Here is a 16086-nt window from a genome sequence, read left to right as displayed (position 1 = left end):
GAATATCACCGGCTCGATGTTGCCCGGTTATTTTATAGGAGCTGTCATTTATTCCCAAGATGCGCATCGGCCCGCCACCTTCAAGCACTGACATCATTAAGCATGGACGTAGAGAGCAAGTCGTCAACCAATCGGGCGGCGGCATCGCCTTCCAAGACCATACGGTTTACAAAGCGCTCGGAAAGGTGCTTGAGCTCTGGCGCTTGGCTTTCATCCAGAACGCACTCGATGAACGCGGACCAGTTCGCCATCTGCTCGATGGTATAAAGCGGGGCATAGGTATCAGTGTCGAGATCGCCCTTGACCACCGCAACCGGCAACCCCCGCGCTGCTGCATCGAGGGCCACGGTAGAGGGGCTGGTGATGACCGCTTTCATTCGACCCAACAGGCCGCCAGCGGTATAACGCTCCCATTCCGCCTGCTTGGGATCGGCGATGATCAGGTTCGAGGCGACGGGCTTGTCTCCTTTGTAACGGGAGGTCAGCCACAGACCCGCGTGATGAGGCTTGATCAAAAAGGTGACGGAAGGGAACTGATCCGCCAACGAGGTCACCCCTTCAAGAAAAAACTGCCGATACGCTTCGGAGTAACGATGCCAGTGCAGGTTTTCAAAGACACCGACCACACACGCCTCGGGAGCGATCAACGCATCCAGGTTGGCGCTTTCATCCCGGCCAACTTTGGAGCAACCGATTGCAACGCATTTTGCGCGAGTGGCTGCGCTGACATCTGCGTGCAAGGTGTCTAGCCCGCCCCAAAGGTAGATCCTGTCGGCGGCGAAATTGACCCGGTCTATCGAATGGATCTTGTCGCTATAGGTCAACCCCACATTCTCGAGGCCATGTTGCAAGGTCGCGGTCATGATGCCGGCGACCTTCGCCGCCTCGGTAAGCGTGCGACTGAATTGATGAGGACTGAGATTGGTTTCCGACACCGTCAGGAGCGCTCTGGTCCGGGAACCGAAACGGAATGAAACCAATGGCTCGGTGGCTGACACCACCCGGACATTGCTCTGATGAAGTGACAGGGTTTTCATTACTCGCGGAGAAGCCTTGAGCAATGCGTGGCTGCACACCACTTGCACTGCTATCTCGCGCTGTTTGAGTTCAAGAATGATGGGCAGCGCAAGATCAAGATCCTGGACCAGGTGCAGTACCACCAGGACCTCTGCTCCGTGGACATCTGCTGCGCCGGAGCTTTGAGCGATGACCGATTGCAGCGCATCCCGCCACAGAGAACCAATGACAGCAGAGCTGAAGTGCTGCTCGATCAGCGTCCTGGCGAGTGCTACGTCCTGGCGACCATTTTCGGTGCTCGACAGATAACGACGCAGCCCCTGCAAAAAATCACCGGTCATGATGCTGCCAGCCAGCGGCGACAATGCAGGCGTTGCGGTAGCGACGACAGGAATGCCTTGGATCAGGGCGTGAACCGTTCGATTGGCGGACTTGCAGACGCTGAACGGATCGCAGGAGTTGGGGATCAGAACAACCCGTGAAACAGCCATCCAATCGTCTAAAACGTTGATCGACCATTCCACATAGCGCGATGCAATTGCCATCGGCTTGATAAAGCGCTCGTACTTGGCAGCATTGTTACTGATCACCACAAGCTCAACCGGATATTCCAGCGCGATCGCTTCCAAGGCATTCTGAATGAGAAGCAGGTCCAACATGCCGAAAGCAGCGTAATCAGCGCCGTGATTTCCGAACCACAGCAAATACATGGTTTTCGACGGATCGCGGGCCGGGGTATTTGAAATGACGGGGATAATCACGGGAGCGGCGACAACCGTCGCCTTTTTGAAGCTGACCACTTGTTTCCGAAGCGGGCGCAAAAGCGCTCTCGGAATGGCCATGACCGTTGCGATCGAACCATCCCTGCCACGCTTTTTTCTGACGAGTTGCAATTGCTTTTTCAGCAAATGCTTAAACATCTTCAGCAAACGTTTGAACGTGTGGATACCCCCTGAATCCTTGATCTCATTCGACAACTTCTTCAACCGGTTGCGCCACAAGGATGGGGCCGTGTTTTTTTCTATCGCCCTGGCGCCTTCGATGAGCTTGCTGCCTTCGTCCGTTACCGTTTCAGAAGCCAGGCCATCGGGAATGACGTGCACGACAACGCCCGGCACATGAGCCTTTATAACGTCTGCCAAAGGTTCGGTGGTTGTCACAACGGCAGTTGCAAGTTGGGCCATTCTGGTGAACATTTCGCCATGCGTGCCCAACGGCCCCTTTCCATAACCTGGCACAAAAATGTTGTCACACAGATCGATAATGACGGGTATGTTAAGTGCCCGGGCACGCTGAACCAATGCCAGGCTTTCAACAGAAAAGGCTTTGACGATGACAAGAGCATCGAGGCTTTCAAGATTGACAGGGCCTCGACTGGTAAACAGACTGCAGATAAAGCCTTGCGCTTCAAGTGCCAACAAAGGAAGTAATGCCCGGTAGCGCACGCTGGCCATGTCGAGCGACAGTGAGGCTACGCACCAGCCCACGTTTATCTGACGTCTATCCATAAGACTTCCCATCTCTGAACACTTCCCCGCCCTTCGGTCAATGCAACAACAAACGGACCGGCCAATAAATAAACAAAAAAATGAAAAAGAGACATAGCGATCCGCGTCCATGCATAAATACAGGCCCGCGGAGCCGCGCTCACGACCTGAATCAGAAGGTCCTGCGCATGCAGCGCAAGCTCAATCCGGACGCGAGTCATAACCGCACATTCTACCGAACACATACCGATTCGCGGGGCTTTTTTTCGATGCAGGCATTCTGGACGATATTCGCGAGAAGGCCATGACGTGCGTCAAACGCACTAAATTGAATACGGCTGCAAAACGATCGCCAGCCAGATCATTGCCTTCCCATTCACCGTCCAGCGACACACCAGCACAAAGGACTGACGGATGGGTGCACCAGGCTTGTCACCGCCGAATGAGCAAACCAGAAACCCCTATGAAGCAAAGAAGCAAAGAGCAATGTCAACTTGATTAGAATTTATGACCTGCCCGCCTTGAATAGATAAGCCAAACAGACGAGCGGAGCATACGCCACGAATATCCCTGCCACGACATTCAAATGACCGTGTACAACCAGAATCGAGAGCGGCAGCAAAAAAGCGACATTGATGACTGCCACACTTATCGTCACCTTTTTATGCCCCCAACGACGCGCCGCGTTCTGATAGGCATGACTACTATGAGCCTGATAGACCTTATCTCCACGAATCAGCCGCCGAACAAGTGTCCAAGTCGCATCAACAATAAAAACCCCTAGCAGAATCAACCAACTCCAAATCAGCTCCGGCTTGCTCCAGGCCGCTTGAAGCGCCATCGCCCCGAGTATGATGCCGAGGAAGCCGCTACCCGCATCGCCCATAAAGATCCGGGCAGGCGGAAAATTCCAGCAAAGAAAACCCGCAACGGCCCCCGCCAGCACCAACGGAGCCCAAACCAGTTCAACAACGCCACCCACCCAATAGACCAGACACATCCCCAAACACACGCTGATAGCTTCAGCACTGGCTAAACCATCGATACCGTCCATGAAGTTATAGAGATTAAGCATCCAGACCAGATAAATCGCCCCAACGACACCGCCCAACCATCCCGGCGTCAGCGAAACACCCAACAGCTCAATGGGCGCCAGCCCGTTAAGCCAGAACAACGCCCAACCCGCTGCGATAAAGTGCCCCAGCAATCGCCACCTCGCAGCGATATGACCATGGTCATCGGCGAAGCCGATTGCTGCAATCAACATTCCCGCCCCCGACAATGCTATCAGCACCGGCAACGGCAACAACTCCAACAATGTCAGAACTGGAAGCGCGAACAAAAACGCGACAACGATTGATACACCGCCCCCGCGAGGCGTGGGAACAGAATGAGCGCTACGCTCGTTCGGAATATCCATCAGGCTTCGGGACAAGGCATACCGGCGCAAAAACCGGGTCAGCCCCCAAGAAATAGCAAACACCACCACCAATAACGCAAAAATCATCTTGTCTCTTTATCCCGATAATGGGCGGCAGCCTGACGCAAAGCCTTTTCTGTACTGATAGGCGGACGCCATCCAAGCAACTCGCGTGTGGGCTGGATATCCACCTGCAAAGAACCACACAGCCGCTCGGCAACCCCTGACTTGCCCACCATCGAGGCGGTCACTCTCAACAACCCCGAAGGCACTGGCAGCAGTCTCGCGACCTTGCCCAATGCAAATGCCATACGGTGCAGCAATTGGGTCGTGGACAGATCTTCGCCATCGCTAACCAGAAAGACCTGACCGACGGCAGCAGGGTTGTCAATGCAGGTCACCACCAGGTCCGTGAGATTTCCGAGTGCGACCAGACTGCGCTGATTATTAATAGCGCCCAATGGCAAAGGCACGCCGCGATCCAGCCAACGCATCATGCTGAGGAAGTTGGCTTTGACACCCGGCCCGTAAACGAGGGGCGGACGGATGACAACGACCTCCATTCCGGTTTCCAGGCTGATTTGCATCAACGCAGCCTCTGCCTCGCGCTTGGACACCCCATAAGGATCAACTGGCGCGGGCGTATCCGTAGCCTTGAACGGCATATCGCGAACTGTGCTTTCGCCATTCACTTTGATCGAGCTGATAAAAATAAAACGCTTCACGCCGGACTCTGCTGCACGCCTGGCAAGCCGAACGGTGCCCTCGACATTGGCTTTACGAAACGCCGCGAGGCTGTCCGCAGCCGTTTCGTTCATGACGTGCACCCTGGCCGCACAATGAATGACAACGGCGACGCCTTCCAGCATCGACTTGCCTATTGGCAGATCAAGATCGAAGGGGACGACTCGGCACAAACCGCTCAAACGCGTGCTTGCGCGAACCGCGGCGACGGGGGTGAATTTCTTGTCGAGCAACAACCTGAAGACCACAGCCTCGCCGACAAATCCGGTCGCGCCCGTCACTAAAACCTGCGGACCTTTCATCTGGATTTACTTCCGATCAATGCAGTGGCCCAACAAATCAAAAAAAAGAAAACCTTATCCCGCGCACGCCGACGACATTTCCAGGCACTTAAAGAGAGCCTCAATAACTGCGCGCGCCCTAGACGTAACCAGCCCTGAACGAAAGGATCAGTACTTCGCCCCACCTGACATGCAATTAGCCGGACCTGGGAGAACCACCAACCGTCATGAATCGTCTTGTAACGCGCGATCAACGGATTGAGGCCAGTATTGGCCCCAACCTGATTTCGCTCGTGCTGGCGATACTGCATGGATGGCTGCGGGTCGATAAACCACTTGAAGCCGTGGCTACGCGCAAAGGCGTAGCAATACCAGTCATGCAAGCTGACACCTTGCAGGTCAGCCCAATTATTCAACATGGACGCCTTCAAAGTCGCCACCATCTTCTGACTCATCACATACGTGCACCCTGGCCCAGCCGCTTCAAACAGGAAGTCCCAGGCAACCTGAGGCTGAGCCTTGTCCAGCAACTGCGTCCTGCCGTTCGGCCAAAAAGCGGTGACGTTACTGGAATAGGCATCTATTTCACGGGACTGAATCGCATGGGTCGCGCGCTGAAGCTTATCCAAGTGCCATACATCATCCTGATCGGCAAAGGCGACAAAGTCGTATTTATCAAGATCAACATCACGGATCAACCTGAAAAAGTTGCGCGAAGCCCCTCCGAAGGCGCCAGCAGCAGGTAATACAATTACGCTTGGGTGCTGGGCAGCATAAACCGCGCACCACGCCTCGGTACCATCAGTGGAGGGGTCGATACTGATATAAACGGTTAGGTCGACAGCTGACTGGTCGAGGATCGAGGCCAACTGCTCCTCGATCCACTGCATGCCATTGTAGGCAGCCAGCAAAACCGCAACCTTGGGATGTTTTACTGGCATGCCATTCCTGCCTGGACTGATTAAACGCTACTGTTCGAAAGGATTGAGCCTTCGAATCAGTGGGAAGGCGAGTCCAGGAGTTTCTGCAGGTACTGACCGTAGCCCGTTTTCTTCAGGGCATCGGCCTGAGTACCCAACTGCTCGGCAGTGATCCAGCCATTGTGATAAGCGATCTCTTCCAGGCAAGCCACTTTCAGCCCCTGACGCTGCTCGATGGTATGCACGAAGTGACTGGCTTCCAGCAGCGAATCATGGGTACCGGTATCCAGCCAGGCAAAACCACGACCGAGCATTTCGACGTTGAGGGTCTTCTGCTCGAGGTATGCACGGTTAACATCAGTGATTTCCAGCTCACCACGTGGGGATGGCTTGATATTCTTGGCGATCTCGACGACTTGGTTGTCGTAGAAGTACAGGCCAGTCACCGCGTAGCTGGATTTTGGCTTCAGCGGCTTCTCTTCGATGCTCAAGGCACGGCCGGCAGCGTCGAACTCGACGACCCCGAAACGCTCCGGATCGGATACGTGATAACCAAATACAGTCGCACCGTGCTCTTGAGTAGTGGCGGAACGCAGGTTTTCCGAGAAGTGCTGACCGTAGAAGATGTTGTCGCCCAGGATCAGACAGCAAGGGTCTTTGCCGATGAATTCTTCGCCAATGATGAAGGCTTGTGCCAGGCCGTCCGGGCTAGGTTGCTCGGCGTAGGTCAGCTTGATGCCGTACAGACTGCCGTCACCCAGCAATTTTTGGAAACTTGGCAGGTCTTCAGGGGTGGAGATAATCAGGATTTCGCGCATACCGGCGAGCATCAGCACCGACAGCGGATAGAAGATCATCGGCTTGTCGTAGATCGGCAGCATCTGCTTGGACACGCCGAGGGTCAACGGGTGCAGACGAGTGCCCGAGCCGCCAGCGAGGATGATGCCTTTACGATTTGTCGTGGTCATTTATTCAGGACTTCCATCAGCATTCGGGTGACACCACTTTGCCAATCCGGCAAGTGTAGAGAAAAATTGTCGCGCAGCTTCTGAGTGTTCAACCGTGAGTTCAGAGGGCGGCGCGCCGGTGTTGGGTAGGCGGTCGTATCTATCGGATTGATCACCGTGACGGCGAGTTCTTCGCCGTTGGCTTTGGCAAAACCGATCACATGGCTGGCATAGCCGTGCCAGGACACTTCGCCGGCGGCCGCCAGGTGATACAGGCCCGCCAGTTCAGGGCGCTGCAAGACTTGTTGAATGGCCAACGCCGTCACGTCGGCAATCAAATCTGCACCGGTCGGGGCACCGATCTGGTCGGCGATGACGCTCAGGGTTTCGCGGTCCTTGGCCAGACGCAGCATGGTCTTGGCAAAGTTGTTGCCGCGCGCGCCATAGACCCAACTGGTGCGGAAGATCAGGTGCTTGCAGCCCGAAGCAGTAATCGCTTGTTCGCCGGCCAGTTTGCTGGTGCCGTAGTGATTCACCGGGGCGACGGCATCTGTCTCTTGCCATGGCTTCAGGCCTTCACCACTGAACACATAGTCGGTCGAATAGTGAATCAGCCAGGCGCCCAGGGATGCAGCCTCTTCAGCCATGACCTGACTCGCCTGACCGTTTACGCGGTCGGCCAGCTCTGTCTCGGATTCAGCTTTATCGACAGCGGTGTAGGCCGCAGCGTTGACGATGACGTCGGGCTTAACCTGACGGATCGTCGCACGCAGTGCGTCGAGGTCGGACAGGTCGCCGTTCAAACCATCGACCGAGTGACGGTCCAAGGCGATCAACTCACCAAGCGGTGCAAGGGAGCGTTGCAACTCCCAGCCGACCTGGCCGTTTTTTCCCAACAGGAGGATTTTCATGCCTTGTCCGAACGATCCGCGTAGTTCTGGTCAATCCACTGTTGGTAGCTGCCGCTCTTCACGTGAGCCACCCACTCAGTGTTGTTGAGGTACCACTCGACGGTCTTGCGAATACCGGTGTCAAAGGTCTCTTCCGGCGCCCAACCCAGCTCGCGCTGGATTTTGCTGGCATCGATCGCGTAGCGCTGGTCGTGGCCCGGGCGATCCTGGACGTAGGTGATCAGGCTGGCATGTGGACGATGAGCAGAGTCTGGACGCAGTTCGTCGAGCAGTGCGCACAGGGTATGCACCACTTCGATGTTTTGCTTCTCGTTATGGCCGCCGATGTTGTAGGTCTCGCCGATTACGCCTTCGGTCACGACTTTGTAAAGCGCGCGGGCGTGGTCTTCGACATAGAGCCAGTCACGGACCTGGTTACCTTTGCCGTAGACCGGCAGCGGCTTGCCTTCCAGTGCATTAAGAATGATCAGCGGGATCAACTTCTCAGGGAAGTGGCAAGGACCGTAGTTGTTCGAGCAGTTGGTCACCAGAGTCGGCAGACCGTAGGTGCGGCTCCAGGCGCGAACCAGGTGATCGGAACTGGCCTTGCTGGCCGAGTACGGCGAGCTTGGCTGATACGGCGTGGTTTCGGTGAAGAGGTCTTCCGGACCTTCGAGGTCTCCGTAGACTTCGTCGGTGGAAATATGATGGAAGCGGAAGTTGGCTTTACGCGCATCATCCAGTGCCGCCCAATAATGGCGTGCAGCTTCCAGCAAGGTGTAGGTGCCAATGATGTTGGTCTGGATGAATTCAGACGGACCGGAGATCGAGCGGTCAACGTGGGACTCTGCGGCCAGGTGCATGATGGCATCTGGTTGGTGTTCACGCAGGACACGGTCTACTTGATCACGGTCGCAGATGTCGACGCGCTCGAACACGTAACGCGAGTTCTGGCTGACTTCGGCCAGCGACTCAAGATTACCGGCATAAGTCAGTTTATCGACGTTAACGACAGAGTCGTTAGTGTTGGAGATGATATGACGAATGACTGCCGAGCCGATAAACCCGGCGCCGCCGGTAACTAGAATTTTCACGCGAAACCATACCCTTAAGTTGCTGACAGGGCCGCCAATCGCGCACTGTCTAATCCATGAATGCAAAAGCCATCAAGTCAGCTGAGGCTTCTGACAGAGTCAGTCTGAACCGATTCGGGAATGCCTTATCGATCAAGCGCAGCATTTTACAGCTTAATGAAGGTTTTACTAATGGATATGGACAAGCTGCGACGCAAATTAGACGCGTACAACGGGTTTGTCGCCGTCAGACAAGGCGCTTGCGTGAGGCTCTGGACGTACGTCCCAGAAACCAGCCGAGAATCGGCCCGATCACCATGCCAATCAGCAGCGCAATCACCATGATCAGCGACACAGGCAATTGTGGACCTGCCCAGCCCAGGAATAACAGTGACACGCTTTGCTGGTTCTCAAGAACGAACGCCAGGATCGCCAGAACGAGCAATAGGACAAATACAGCGAGAAGTACGCGCTTGAGGTTACGCATCAGCGGTTCCTTGAAGTGCAGCAGCTGTCAAAGCCCCTCCTCCTCTTCTTCGTTCACGCGATCGCGCAGTTCTTTGCCTGGCTTGAAATGCGGAACGAACTTGCCGTCGAGGCTGACGGACTGACCGGTTTTCGGATTGCGGCCTACGCGCGGCGCGCGATAGTGCAGGGAGAAGCTGCCAAAACCACGGATCTCGATTCGATCACCGGTGGCCAGACATTGGGACATTTGCTCAAGCATGGTCTTGATGGCCAGCTCCACATCCTTGGATGAGAGCAGCCCTTGATGGGTGACAATTCGTTCGATCAACTCCGACTTCGTCATATTTTTCCCTTCTTTTTCAAGCAGCTAGGAAAAGCGCTTCAAAGGTTTTAGCATGCCCGGAGAAATTTGAACAGCCCGAGTTTTGACATATCTTTCCTTGCAATGAGGTGCCCGATTTCAGAACATCGGAACATTGCTCAAACCCGGCATTCACCTACAGATAACCAGCATGGTGCGCGTCAGATAACCCGCGGGATTGAAGCCAAAAGGGAATTCATCTTCCTCCTTCGCGTCATCGGACCTTACAACAACTTTATAACCTGCACCCTTGCACTCCCTGGCGGCTCTCTTGTGACACCTCTCCCATCCGGAGCCCAATCCTGAACAATCGATCTCTATACCACTGACTCCGCGTACCGCATGAGTCTTGGCGCTGGTGGTACAACCTGCCAATGTCAGTACTGCTATCACGACAATGAGCTTGTTCATTCACTTCCTTATGCCGGGCGCATTGCACGGCGGTCGTTCACTTCAGACTAAGCCTAGCCTTGAATAGACGATTGACCTGTATGAAGTTACAGACAGTTTATGTAGATCATTGGTTTCACGAAAGAAATAAGGCGGCATCAGCACGCTTGGATTCACCAAATCGTAGACACAAAAAAGGGCGACCGAAGTCGCCCTTTTTCTATGGTCTGACAGAACTCAGTTCTGTTTTTCCATTTGTGCACGCAACAGGTCGCCCAGAGTGGTAGGACCAGCAGCGATGCTATCCGAAGGCTTGTCTTTCAAGCTTTGGATGGCTTCTTTCTCGTCTTCAACGTCTTTCGACTTGATCGAGAGCTGGATTACGCGGCTCTTGCGGTCAACGCTGATGATCTTGGCTTCTACTTCTTCGCCTTCTTTCAGAACGTTGCGCGCGTCTTCAACGCGGTCACGGCTGATTTCGGAGGCTTTCAGAGTCGCTTCGATATCGTCGGCCAGAGTGATGATGGCGCCTTTAGCGTCAACTTCTTTCACGATGCCTTTAACGATGGCGCCTTTGTCGTTCTCTTGAACGTACTCGGAGAACGGATCGCTTTCCAGTTGCTTGATACCCAGGGAGATGCGCTCGCGCTCTGGGTCAACCGACAGGATAACGGTGTCCAGCTCGTCGCCCTTCTTGAAGCGGCGAACGGCTTCTTCGCCCACTTCGTTCCAGGAGATGTCGGACAGGTGAACCAGACCGTCGATGCCGCCGTCCAGACCAATGAAGATACCGAAATCGGTGATCGACTTGATGGTGCCGGAGATTTTATCGCCCTTGTTGAACTGGCCAGAGAAATCTTCCCATGGGTTAGATTTGCACTGCTTGATGCCGAGGGAGATACGACGACGCTCTTCGTCGATGTCCAGAACCATAACTTCCACTTCGTCGCCGACTTGTACGACTTTCGAAGGGTGGATGTTCTTGTTGGTCCAGTCCATTTCGGAAACGTGTACCAGGCCTTCAACGCCTTCTTCCAGCTCAGCGAAGCAGCCGTAGTCGGTCAGGTTGGTTACACGAGCGGTAACGCGAGTGCTTTCTGGGTAACGGGCTTTGATAGCAACCCATGGATCTTCGCCCAGTTGCTTGAGGCCCAGGGAAACACGATTGCGTTCGCGATCGTACTTCAGAACCTTGACATCGATCTCGTCGCCAACGTTGACGATTTCGGAAGGATGCTTGATACGCTTCCAAGCCATGTCGGTAATGTGCAGCAGGCCATCGACGCCACCCAGATCGACGAATGCGCCGTAATCTGTGAGGTTCTTGACGATACCTTTGACTTGCTGGCCTTCCTGCAGGGATTCCAGCAGAGCTTCACGCTCGGCGGAGTTCTCGGCTTCGAGGACGCTGCGACGGGAAACGACAACGTTGTTGCGTTTCTGGTCGAGTTTGATGACCTTGAATTCCAGCTCTTTGCCTTCCAGGTGCGTGGTGTCGCGCACTGGACGGACGTCAACCAGAGAACCTGGCAGGAACGCACGGATGCCGTTAACGTCGACAGTGAAGCCGCCTTTAACCTTACCGTTGATAACGCCCTTGACCACTTCTTCGGCTGCGAAGGCTGCTTCCAGAACAATCCAGCATTCAGCGCGCTTGGCTTTTTCACGGGACAGCTTGGTTTCACCGAAGCCGTCTTCAACCGAGTCCAGCGCAACGTGAACTTCGTCACCGACGTTGATGTTCAGTTCGCCAGCGTCGTTGTAGAACTGCTCAAGCGGGATGAGTGCTTCAGACTTCAGGCCAGCGTGAACGGTTACCCAGCGAGCCTGGTAATCGATATCAACGATAACACCGGTGATGATGGAGCCTGCCTGAAGGTTCAGGGTTTTTAGGCTTTCTTCAAAGAGTTCCGCAAAGCTTTCGCTCATTTTAATTCCTGTTGATGAGGGCGAAGAATACGCCCATCTCCACATCCCAGACGATGTGGGTTAGTTTCATTTTAAAGAAGCGCCGCAGGACTATGACTGGTCCCCTGCGAAGCTTCTTGGTCACCCGGCGATATCGCGAATGGCGATTTCGCTCATGATGCGTTCCAGCACCTGATCGATGGATAATTCCGTGGAATCCAGCTGGATGGCGTCAGCCGCCGGTTTGAGCGGGGCTACCGCTCGCTGGGTGTCGCGCTCATCGCGCGCACGTATCTCATCTAGCAGACTCGACAGACTAACACCATCGACTTTGCCCTTCAACTGCAAGTATCGACGGCGCGCACGCTCCTCGGCACTGGCGGTCAGGAAAATCTTCAACGGTGCGTCGGGAAATACCACCGTGCCCATGTCGCGACCATCGGCCACCAGACCCGGTAATTCCTGAAAGGCCCGCTGGCGCTGAAGCAGCGCCTCACGCACGGCGGGCAGCGCAGCGACCTGCGAGGCGCCCGAGCCGATACTTTCGGTGCGAATGACATCGCTGACTTCGTCGCCTTCCAGAATGATGCGCTGCAGCTGACCGTCGGTCGCCGCGATGAATTGCACATCCAGATGAGCGGCCAGTTTTTTGAGCAGCTCTTCATTCGTCAGATCGACGCCATGGTTATACGCCGCGAACGCCAGCAATCGGTACAGCGCACCGGAATCCAGCAAGTTCCAGCCCAGGCGCTTGGCCAGCATCCCGGCGACTGTGCCCTTGCCAGAGCCGCTTGGCCCATCAATGGTGATGACCGGTGCGATGATTTTCACGACTGAGCCTCTTGTGCAACACGGATACCGACCTGCGCGCACAGCGCAAGGAAGTTCGGGAACGAGGTCGCGACGTTGGCGCAATCATGGATGCGAATCGGTGCAGTGGCGCGCAGCGAAGCCACGCTGAAGGCCATGGCAATTCGGTGATCGCCGTGACCGTGCACTTCGCCGCCGCCGATCTGGCCGCCGTCGATAATGATGCCGTCCGGGGTTGGCTCACACTTGACGCCCAGCGCCAGCAGACCGTCCGCCATCACCTGGATCCGGTCCGACTCCTTCACGCGCAGCTCTTCGGCGCCGCGCAGCACGGTGCGCCCTTCGGCACATGCAGCGGCCACGAACAGCACCGGGAACTCGTCGATAGCCAGTGGAACCAGCGCTTCAGGGATCTCGATACCTTTGAGTTTAGCTGCCCGCACGCGCAGATCCGCTACCGGTTCGCCGCCCACTTCACGCTGGTTTTCCAGGGTGATGTCAGCGCCCATCAGGCGCAGGATGTCGATCACGCCGGTACGGGTCGGGTTGATGCCGACGTGCTCAAGCACCAGCTCCGAACCTTCGGCAATCGACGCCGCCACGAGGAAGAACGCCGACGACGAGATATCGCCCGGCACTTCAATGTGGGTCGCGGTCAACTTGTGGCCGGACTCGACCGAGGCAGTCGCGCCGTTGACGGTCACCGGATAGCCGAAGCCGCGCAGCATGCGCTCGGTGTGATCGCGAGTCGGTGCCGGCTCGGTGACGGTGGTCTTGCCTTCGGCATACAGACCCGCCAGCAACAGGCAGGATTTAACCTGGGCGCTGGCCATTGGCATGGTGTAAGTCAGGCCCTTGAGCTTGTTGCCACCACGAATGGTCATCGGTGGACGACCTTCAGCAGCGGTCTCGATCACGGCGCCCATTTCACGCAGCGGATTGGCCACGCGATTCATCGGACGCTTGGACAGCGAAGCGTCGCCGGTCAGCGTACTGTCGAAGTTCTGCGCAGCCAAAAGGCCAGACAGCAGACGCATCGAAGTGCCGGAGTTGCCCAGATAGATCGGGCCCGGCGCAGGCTTCAGGCCATGCAGGCCGACGCCGTGGATGGTCACACGACCGTGGTGCGGACCTTCGATGACGACACCCATGTCGCGAAAAGCTTGCAGGGTCGCCAAGGCGTCTTCGCCCTCGAGGAAACCTTCCACTTCGGTGACGCCTTCGGCCAGGGAACCGAGCATGATCGAACGGTGGGAAATCGATTTGTCGCCCGGTACACGAATCCGCCCAGTCAGGCGGCCACCAGGTTGTGCCAGGAAAATCAGATCGTTGGAATTCATAGCGTCCACATAGGCCCGGCGGGCCAGGATTTTACTGAAATGCTCGCGGGCAACCCGGGCGCGCGTGAACACGCCCAATAATTGGTGCCCATCCCCTGCATCGACCGCGTCGCGCAAGGCGTCGAGATCGCTGCGAAATGTATCGAGTGTGCGCAGGACAGCTTCGCGGTTGGCGAGGAAGATGTCGTGCCACATGACCGGGTCGCTACCGGCGATTCTTGTGAAATCGCGGAAACCGCCCGCAGCGTAACGGAAGATCTCAAGATTTTCATTGCGTTTGGCCAACGAATCGACCAAACCGAACGCCAGCAAGTGCGGCAAATGGCTGGTCGCCGCCAACACTTCGTCGTGACGCTCGACCTGCATGTGCTCGACATCGGCACCCAGTTCGCGCCACAACCGGTCGACCACCGCCAGGGCGGCCGGGTCGGTCTGATCCAGCGGCGTCAGAATCACTTTATGGCGACGGAACAGGTCGGCATTGGAGGCTTCCACCCCGCTCTGCTCGGAACCGGCAATCGGATGCCCCGGCACGAAACGCGCCGGCATGCCGCCAAACGCTTCGGTCGCCGCACGCACGACGTTGCCCTTGGCACTGCCGACATCGGTCAGAATCGCTTGCCCCAGGTTCATGCCCGCCAACAGCGCGAGCAATTTCTCCATGGCCAGGATTGGTACCGCCAGTTGAATAACGTCAGCGCCCTGGCAAGCCGCTGCCAAGTCTTCTTCGCAGCGATCCACCACGCCCAACTCGACTGCCAGCTTGCGCGACTGCGGATCGAGATCGACCCCGACCACTTCGCGGCACAGGCCGCTTTCACGCAAGCCTTTGGCAAACGAACCGCCGATCAACCCCAGGCCGACCACCACCAGGCGACCGATCATAGGCTGAGCAGATTGCAGTGCAGTGACATCAACCACGAGCCATAACCTTGGTCAGCGCCTCGAGGAAACGGCTGTTTTCTGCCGGCAAACCGATGGTGATACGCAGGTGGTTCGGCATGCCGTAGTTGGCCACCGGACGCACGATCACGCCTTCACGCAGCAACCCCTCGAACACTGGAGCCGCAACGCGACCCAGATCGACACAGATGAAGTTGCCTTTGGATGGAATCCAGCTCAACCCCAGCTCGCGGAAACCCGCTTGCAACTGCTGCATGCCGGACTCGTTCAGGCGACGGCTTTCGGCCAGGTACTCGACGTCTTGCAGCGCCGCACAAGCGGCCGCCAGTGCGAGGCTGTTGACGTTGAACGGCTGACGCACGCGATTCAGCACATCGGCGACGATGGCCGAGGACAAACCATAGCCAACCCGCAGCGACGCCAGACCATAGGCCTTGGAGAAGGTGCGCGAGACCAGCAGGTTCGGGTAGGCCGCCAGATAGTCCAGGCCATCGGGCAAGTCGCTGCCTTCGGCGTACTCGATGTAGGCCTCGTCCAGCACCACCAGCACATGGGCCGGCACGTCCTGCAGGAAATCGTCCAGCGCTTGGGCGTCGAACCAGGTCCCGGTCGGGTTGTTCGGGTTGGCAATGAACACCACGCGAGTATCGGCATCGATCGCGGCGAGCATGGCCGACAGATCATGGCCCCAGTCTTTGGCCGGGATCACTTTTGCCTGGGCACCGACGGCCTGGGTAACGATCGGATAGACCGCAAACGCATGCGCACTGAACACCGCGTTCAGGCCCGGCGCCAGATAGGCACGCGCCACCAGCTCCAGAATGTCGTTGGAGCCGTTGCCCAGCGTTACCTGGTTCAGCTCGACTCGGCATTGATCGGCCAGCAGGGTCTTGAGCGCAAAACCGTTACCGTCCGGATAGCGGGTCAGTTCGGTCAGCGCCTCGCGAATGGCTGCCAGTGCCTTCGGACTGGCGCCCAACGGGTTTTCGTTGCTCGCCAGTTTGACGATATTGGCCGGATCGAGGTTCAGCTCGCGGGCCAGTTCGTCCACGGGCTTGCCCGGAACGTAAGGCGAAAGTTGTTGCACGCCCGGCTGTGCCAGAGCGAGGAAGTTGCCACTCATTTGC

14 protein-coding genes are annotated in these 16086 nt (G+C 56.6%); all 14 read right to left on the bottom strand.

The genetic code is table 11. The annotated features are described in order from the left end of the window. Window positions 1-80: 80 nt before the first annotated feature. The 14 genes from PSH88_RS08600 to hisC all read right to left on the bottom strand — a co-directional run bounded on the left by PSH88_RS08600 (window position 81) and on the right by hisC (window position 16082). On the bottom strand, window positions 81-2525 hold the full coding sequence (locus PSH88_RS08600; protein WP_305425815.1) for a glycosyltransferase: 2445 nt from the start codon (window positions 2523-2525) through the stop codon (window positions 81-83). A gap of 484 nt (window positions 2526-3009) precedes the next feature. Next, complete coding sequence (locus PSH88_RS08595) at window positions 3010-4011, bottom strand: MraY family glycosyltransferase (RefSeq protein WP_305425813.1); 1002 nt, start codon at window positions 4009-4011, stop codon at window positions 3010-3012. Further along, window positions 4008-4970 (bottom strand): UDP-glucose 4-epimerase family protein, encoded by a 963-nt coding sequence (locus PSH88_RS08590; RefSeq protein WP_305425811.1) that lies wholly within the window; start codon window positions 4968-4970, stop codon window positions 4008-4010. Before PSH88_RS08590 ends, PSH88_RS08595 begins: the two co-directional genes overlap by 4 nt. Next, window positions 4967-5890 (bottom strand): glycosyltransferase, encoded by a 924-nt coding sequence (locus tag PSH88_RS08585; RefSeq protein WP_305425810.1) that lies wholly within the window; start codon window positions 5888-5890, stop codon window positions 4967-4969. Before PSH88_RS08585 ends, PSH88_RS08590 begins: the two co-directional genes overlap by 4 nt. Before the next feature lie 56 nt (window positions 5891-5946). Beyond that, window positions 5947-6837, bottom strand: coding sequence for a glucose-1-phosphate thymidylyltransferase RfbA (gene rfbA, locus PSH88_RS08580; RefSeq protein WP_305425809.1), 891 nt, complete (start codon window positions 6835-6837; stop codon window positions 5947-5949). Then, window positions 6834-7727: a dTDP-4-dehydrorhamnose reductase gene (gene rfbD / locus PSH88_RS08575; protein WP_305425808.1), complete on the bottom strand. Its 894-nt coding sequence runs from the start codon at window positions 7725-7727 to the stop codon at window positions 6834-6836. Before rfbD ends, rfbA begins: the two co-directional genes overlap by 4 nt. Next, window positions 7724-8800 (bottom strand): dTDP-glucose 4,6-dehydratase, encoded by a 1077-nt coding sequence (gene rfbB, locus PSH88_RS08570; RefSeq protein ID WP_305425807.1) that lies wholly within the window; start codon window positions 8798-8800, stop codon window positions 7724-7726. Before rfbB ends, rfbD begins: the two co-directional genes overlap by 4 nt. A gap of 226 nt (window positions 8801-9026) precedes the next feature. After that, window positions 9027-9266 (bottom strand): LapA family protein, encoded by a 240-nt coding sequence (locus tag PSH88_RS08565; RefSeq protein ID WP_305425806.1) that lies wholly within the window; start codon window positions 9264-9266, stop codon window positions 9027-9029. Between the two features lie 27 nt (window positions 9267-9293). After that, window positions 9294-9590 (bottom strand): integration host factor subunit beta, encoded by a 297-nt coding sequence (ihfB, locus tag PSH88_RS08560; protein ID WP_007899751.1) that lies wholly within the window; start codon window positions 9588-9590, stop codon window positions 9294-9296. A 150-nt stretch (window positions 9591-9740) separates the two neighbouring features. After that, window positions 9741-10019 carry a hypothetical protein gene (locus PSH88_RS08555; protein WP_237886278.1) on the bottom strand — a complete coding sequence of 93 codons (279 nt, stop codon included), beginning with the start codon at window positions 10017-10019 and terminating at the stop codon, window positions 9741-9743. A gap of 216 nt (window positions 10020-10235) precedes the next feature. Then, window positions 10236-11927, bottom strand: a complete 1692-nt coding sequence (gene rpsA / locus PSH88_RS08550; protein ID WP_030128738.1) for a 30S ribosomal protein S1 — start codon at window positions 11925-11927, stop codon at window positions 10236-10238. A 120-nt stretch (window positions 11928-12047) separates the two neighbouring features. Beyond that, window positions 12048-12737, bottom strand: coding sequence for a (d)CMP kinase (gene cmk / locus PSH88_RS08545; RefSeq protein ID WP_305425803.1), 690 nt, complete (start codon window positions 12735-12737; stop codon window positions 12048-12050). Further along, window positions 12734-14941, bottom strand: coding sequence for a bifunctional prephenate dehydrogenase/3-phosphoshikimate 1-carboxyvinyltransferase (locus PSH88_RS08540; RefSeq protein WP_305426958.1), 2208 nt, complete (start codon window positions 14939-14941; stop codon window positions 12734-12736). The genes cmk and PSH88_RS08540 overlap by 4 nt, the downstream gene beginning before the upstream one ends. Window positions 14942-14969: 28 nt before the next feature. Further along, window positions 14970-16082 (bottom strand): histidinol-phosphate transaminase, encoded by a 1113-nt coding sequence (hisC, locus tag PSH88_RS08535; protein ID WP_063341135.1) that lies wholly within the window; start codon window positions 16080-16082, stop codon window positions 14970-14972. Between the last annotated feature and the right edge of the window lie 4 nt (window positions 16083-16086).

The organism is Pseudomonas wuhanensis (genome assembly GCF_030687395.1).
Taxonomy (GTDB): Bacteria; Pseudomonadota; Gammaproteobacteria; order Pseudomonadales; family Pseudomonadaceae; genus Aquipseudomonas; species Aquipseudomonas wuhanensis.
Note: the sequence above shows the minus strand (reverse complement) of the source record. Positions and strands in the feature narration are given on the sequence as shown.

What these genes read in the sequence shown, in the direction of transcription:
- ihfB (WP_007899751.1), bottom strand. Translation starts at nt 9,590, where the DNA reads ATGACGAAGTCGGAGTTGATCGAACGAATTGTCACCCATCAAGGGCTG.
- rpsA (WP_030128738.1), bottom strand. Translation starts at nt 11,927, where the DNA reads ATGAGCGAAAGCTTTGCGGAACTCTTTGAAGAAAGCCTAAAAACCCTG.
- PSH88_RS08585 (WP_305425810.1), bottom strand. Translation starts at nt 5,890, where the DNA reads ATGCCAGTAAAACATCCCAAGGTTGCGGTTTTGCTGGCTGCCTACAAT.
- PSH88_RS08590 (WP_305425811.1), bottom strand. Translation starts at nt 4,970, where the DNA reads ATGAAAGGTCCGCAGGTTTTAGTGACGGGCGCGACCGGATTTGTCGGC.
- PSH88_RS08540 (WP_305426958.1), bottom strand. Translation starts at nt 14,941, where the DNA reads ATGATCGGTCGCCTGGTGGTGGTCGGCCTGGGGTTGATCGGCGGTTCG.
- rfbA (WP_305425809.1), bottom strand. Translation starts at nt 6,837, where the DNA reads ATGACCACGACAAATCGTAAAGGCATCATCCTCGCTGGCGGCTCGGGC.
- rfbD (WP_305425808.1), bottom strand. Translation starts at nt 7,727, where the DNA reads ATGAAAATCCTCCTGTTGGGAAAAAACGGCCAGGTCGGCTGGGAGTTG.
- PSH88_RS08595 (WP_305425813.1), bottom strand. Translation starts at nt 4,011, where the DNA reads ATGATTTTTGCGTTATTGGTGGTGGTGTTTGCTATTTCTTGGGGGCTG.
- PSH88_RS08555 (WP_237886278.1), bottom strand. Translation starts at nt 10,019, where the DNA reads ATGAACAAGCTCATTGTCGTGATAGCAGTACTGACATTGGCAGGTTGT.
- PSH88_RS08565 (WP_305425806.1), bottom strand. Translation starts at nt 9,266, where the DNA reads ATGCGTAACCTCAAGCGCGTACTTCTCGCTGTATTTGTCCTATTGCTC.
- PSH88_RS08600 (WP_305425815.1), bottom strand. Translation starts at nt 2,525, where the DNA reads ATGGATAGACGTCAGATAAACGTGGGCTGGTGCGTAGCCTCACTGTCG.
- hisC (WP_063341135.1), bottom strand. Translation starts at nt 16,082, where the DNA reads ATGAGTGGCAACTTCCTCGCTCTGGCACAGCCGGGCGTGCAACAACTT.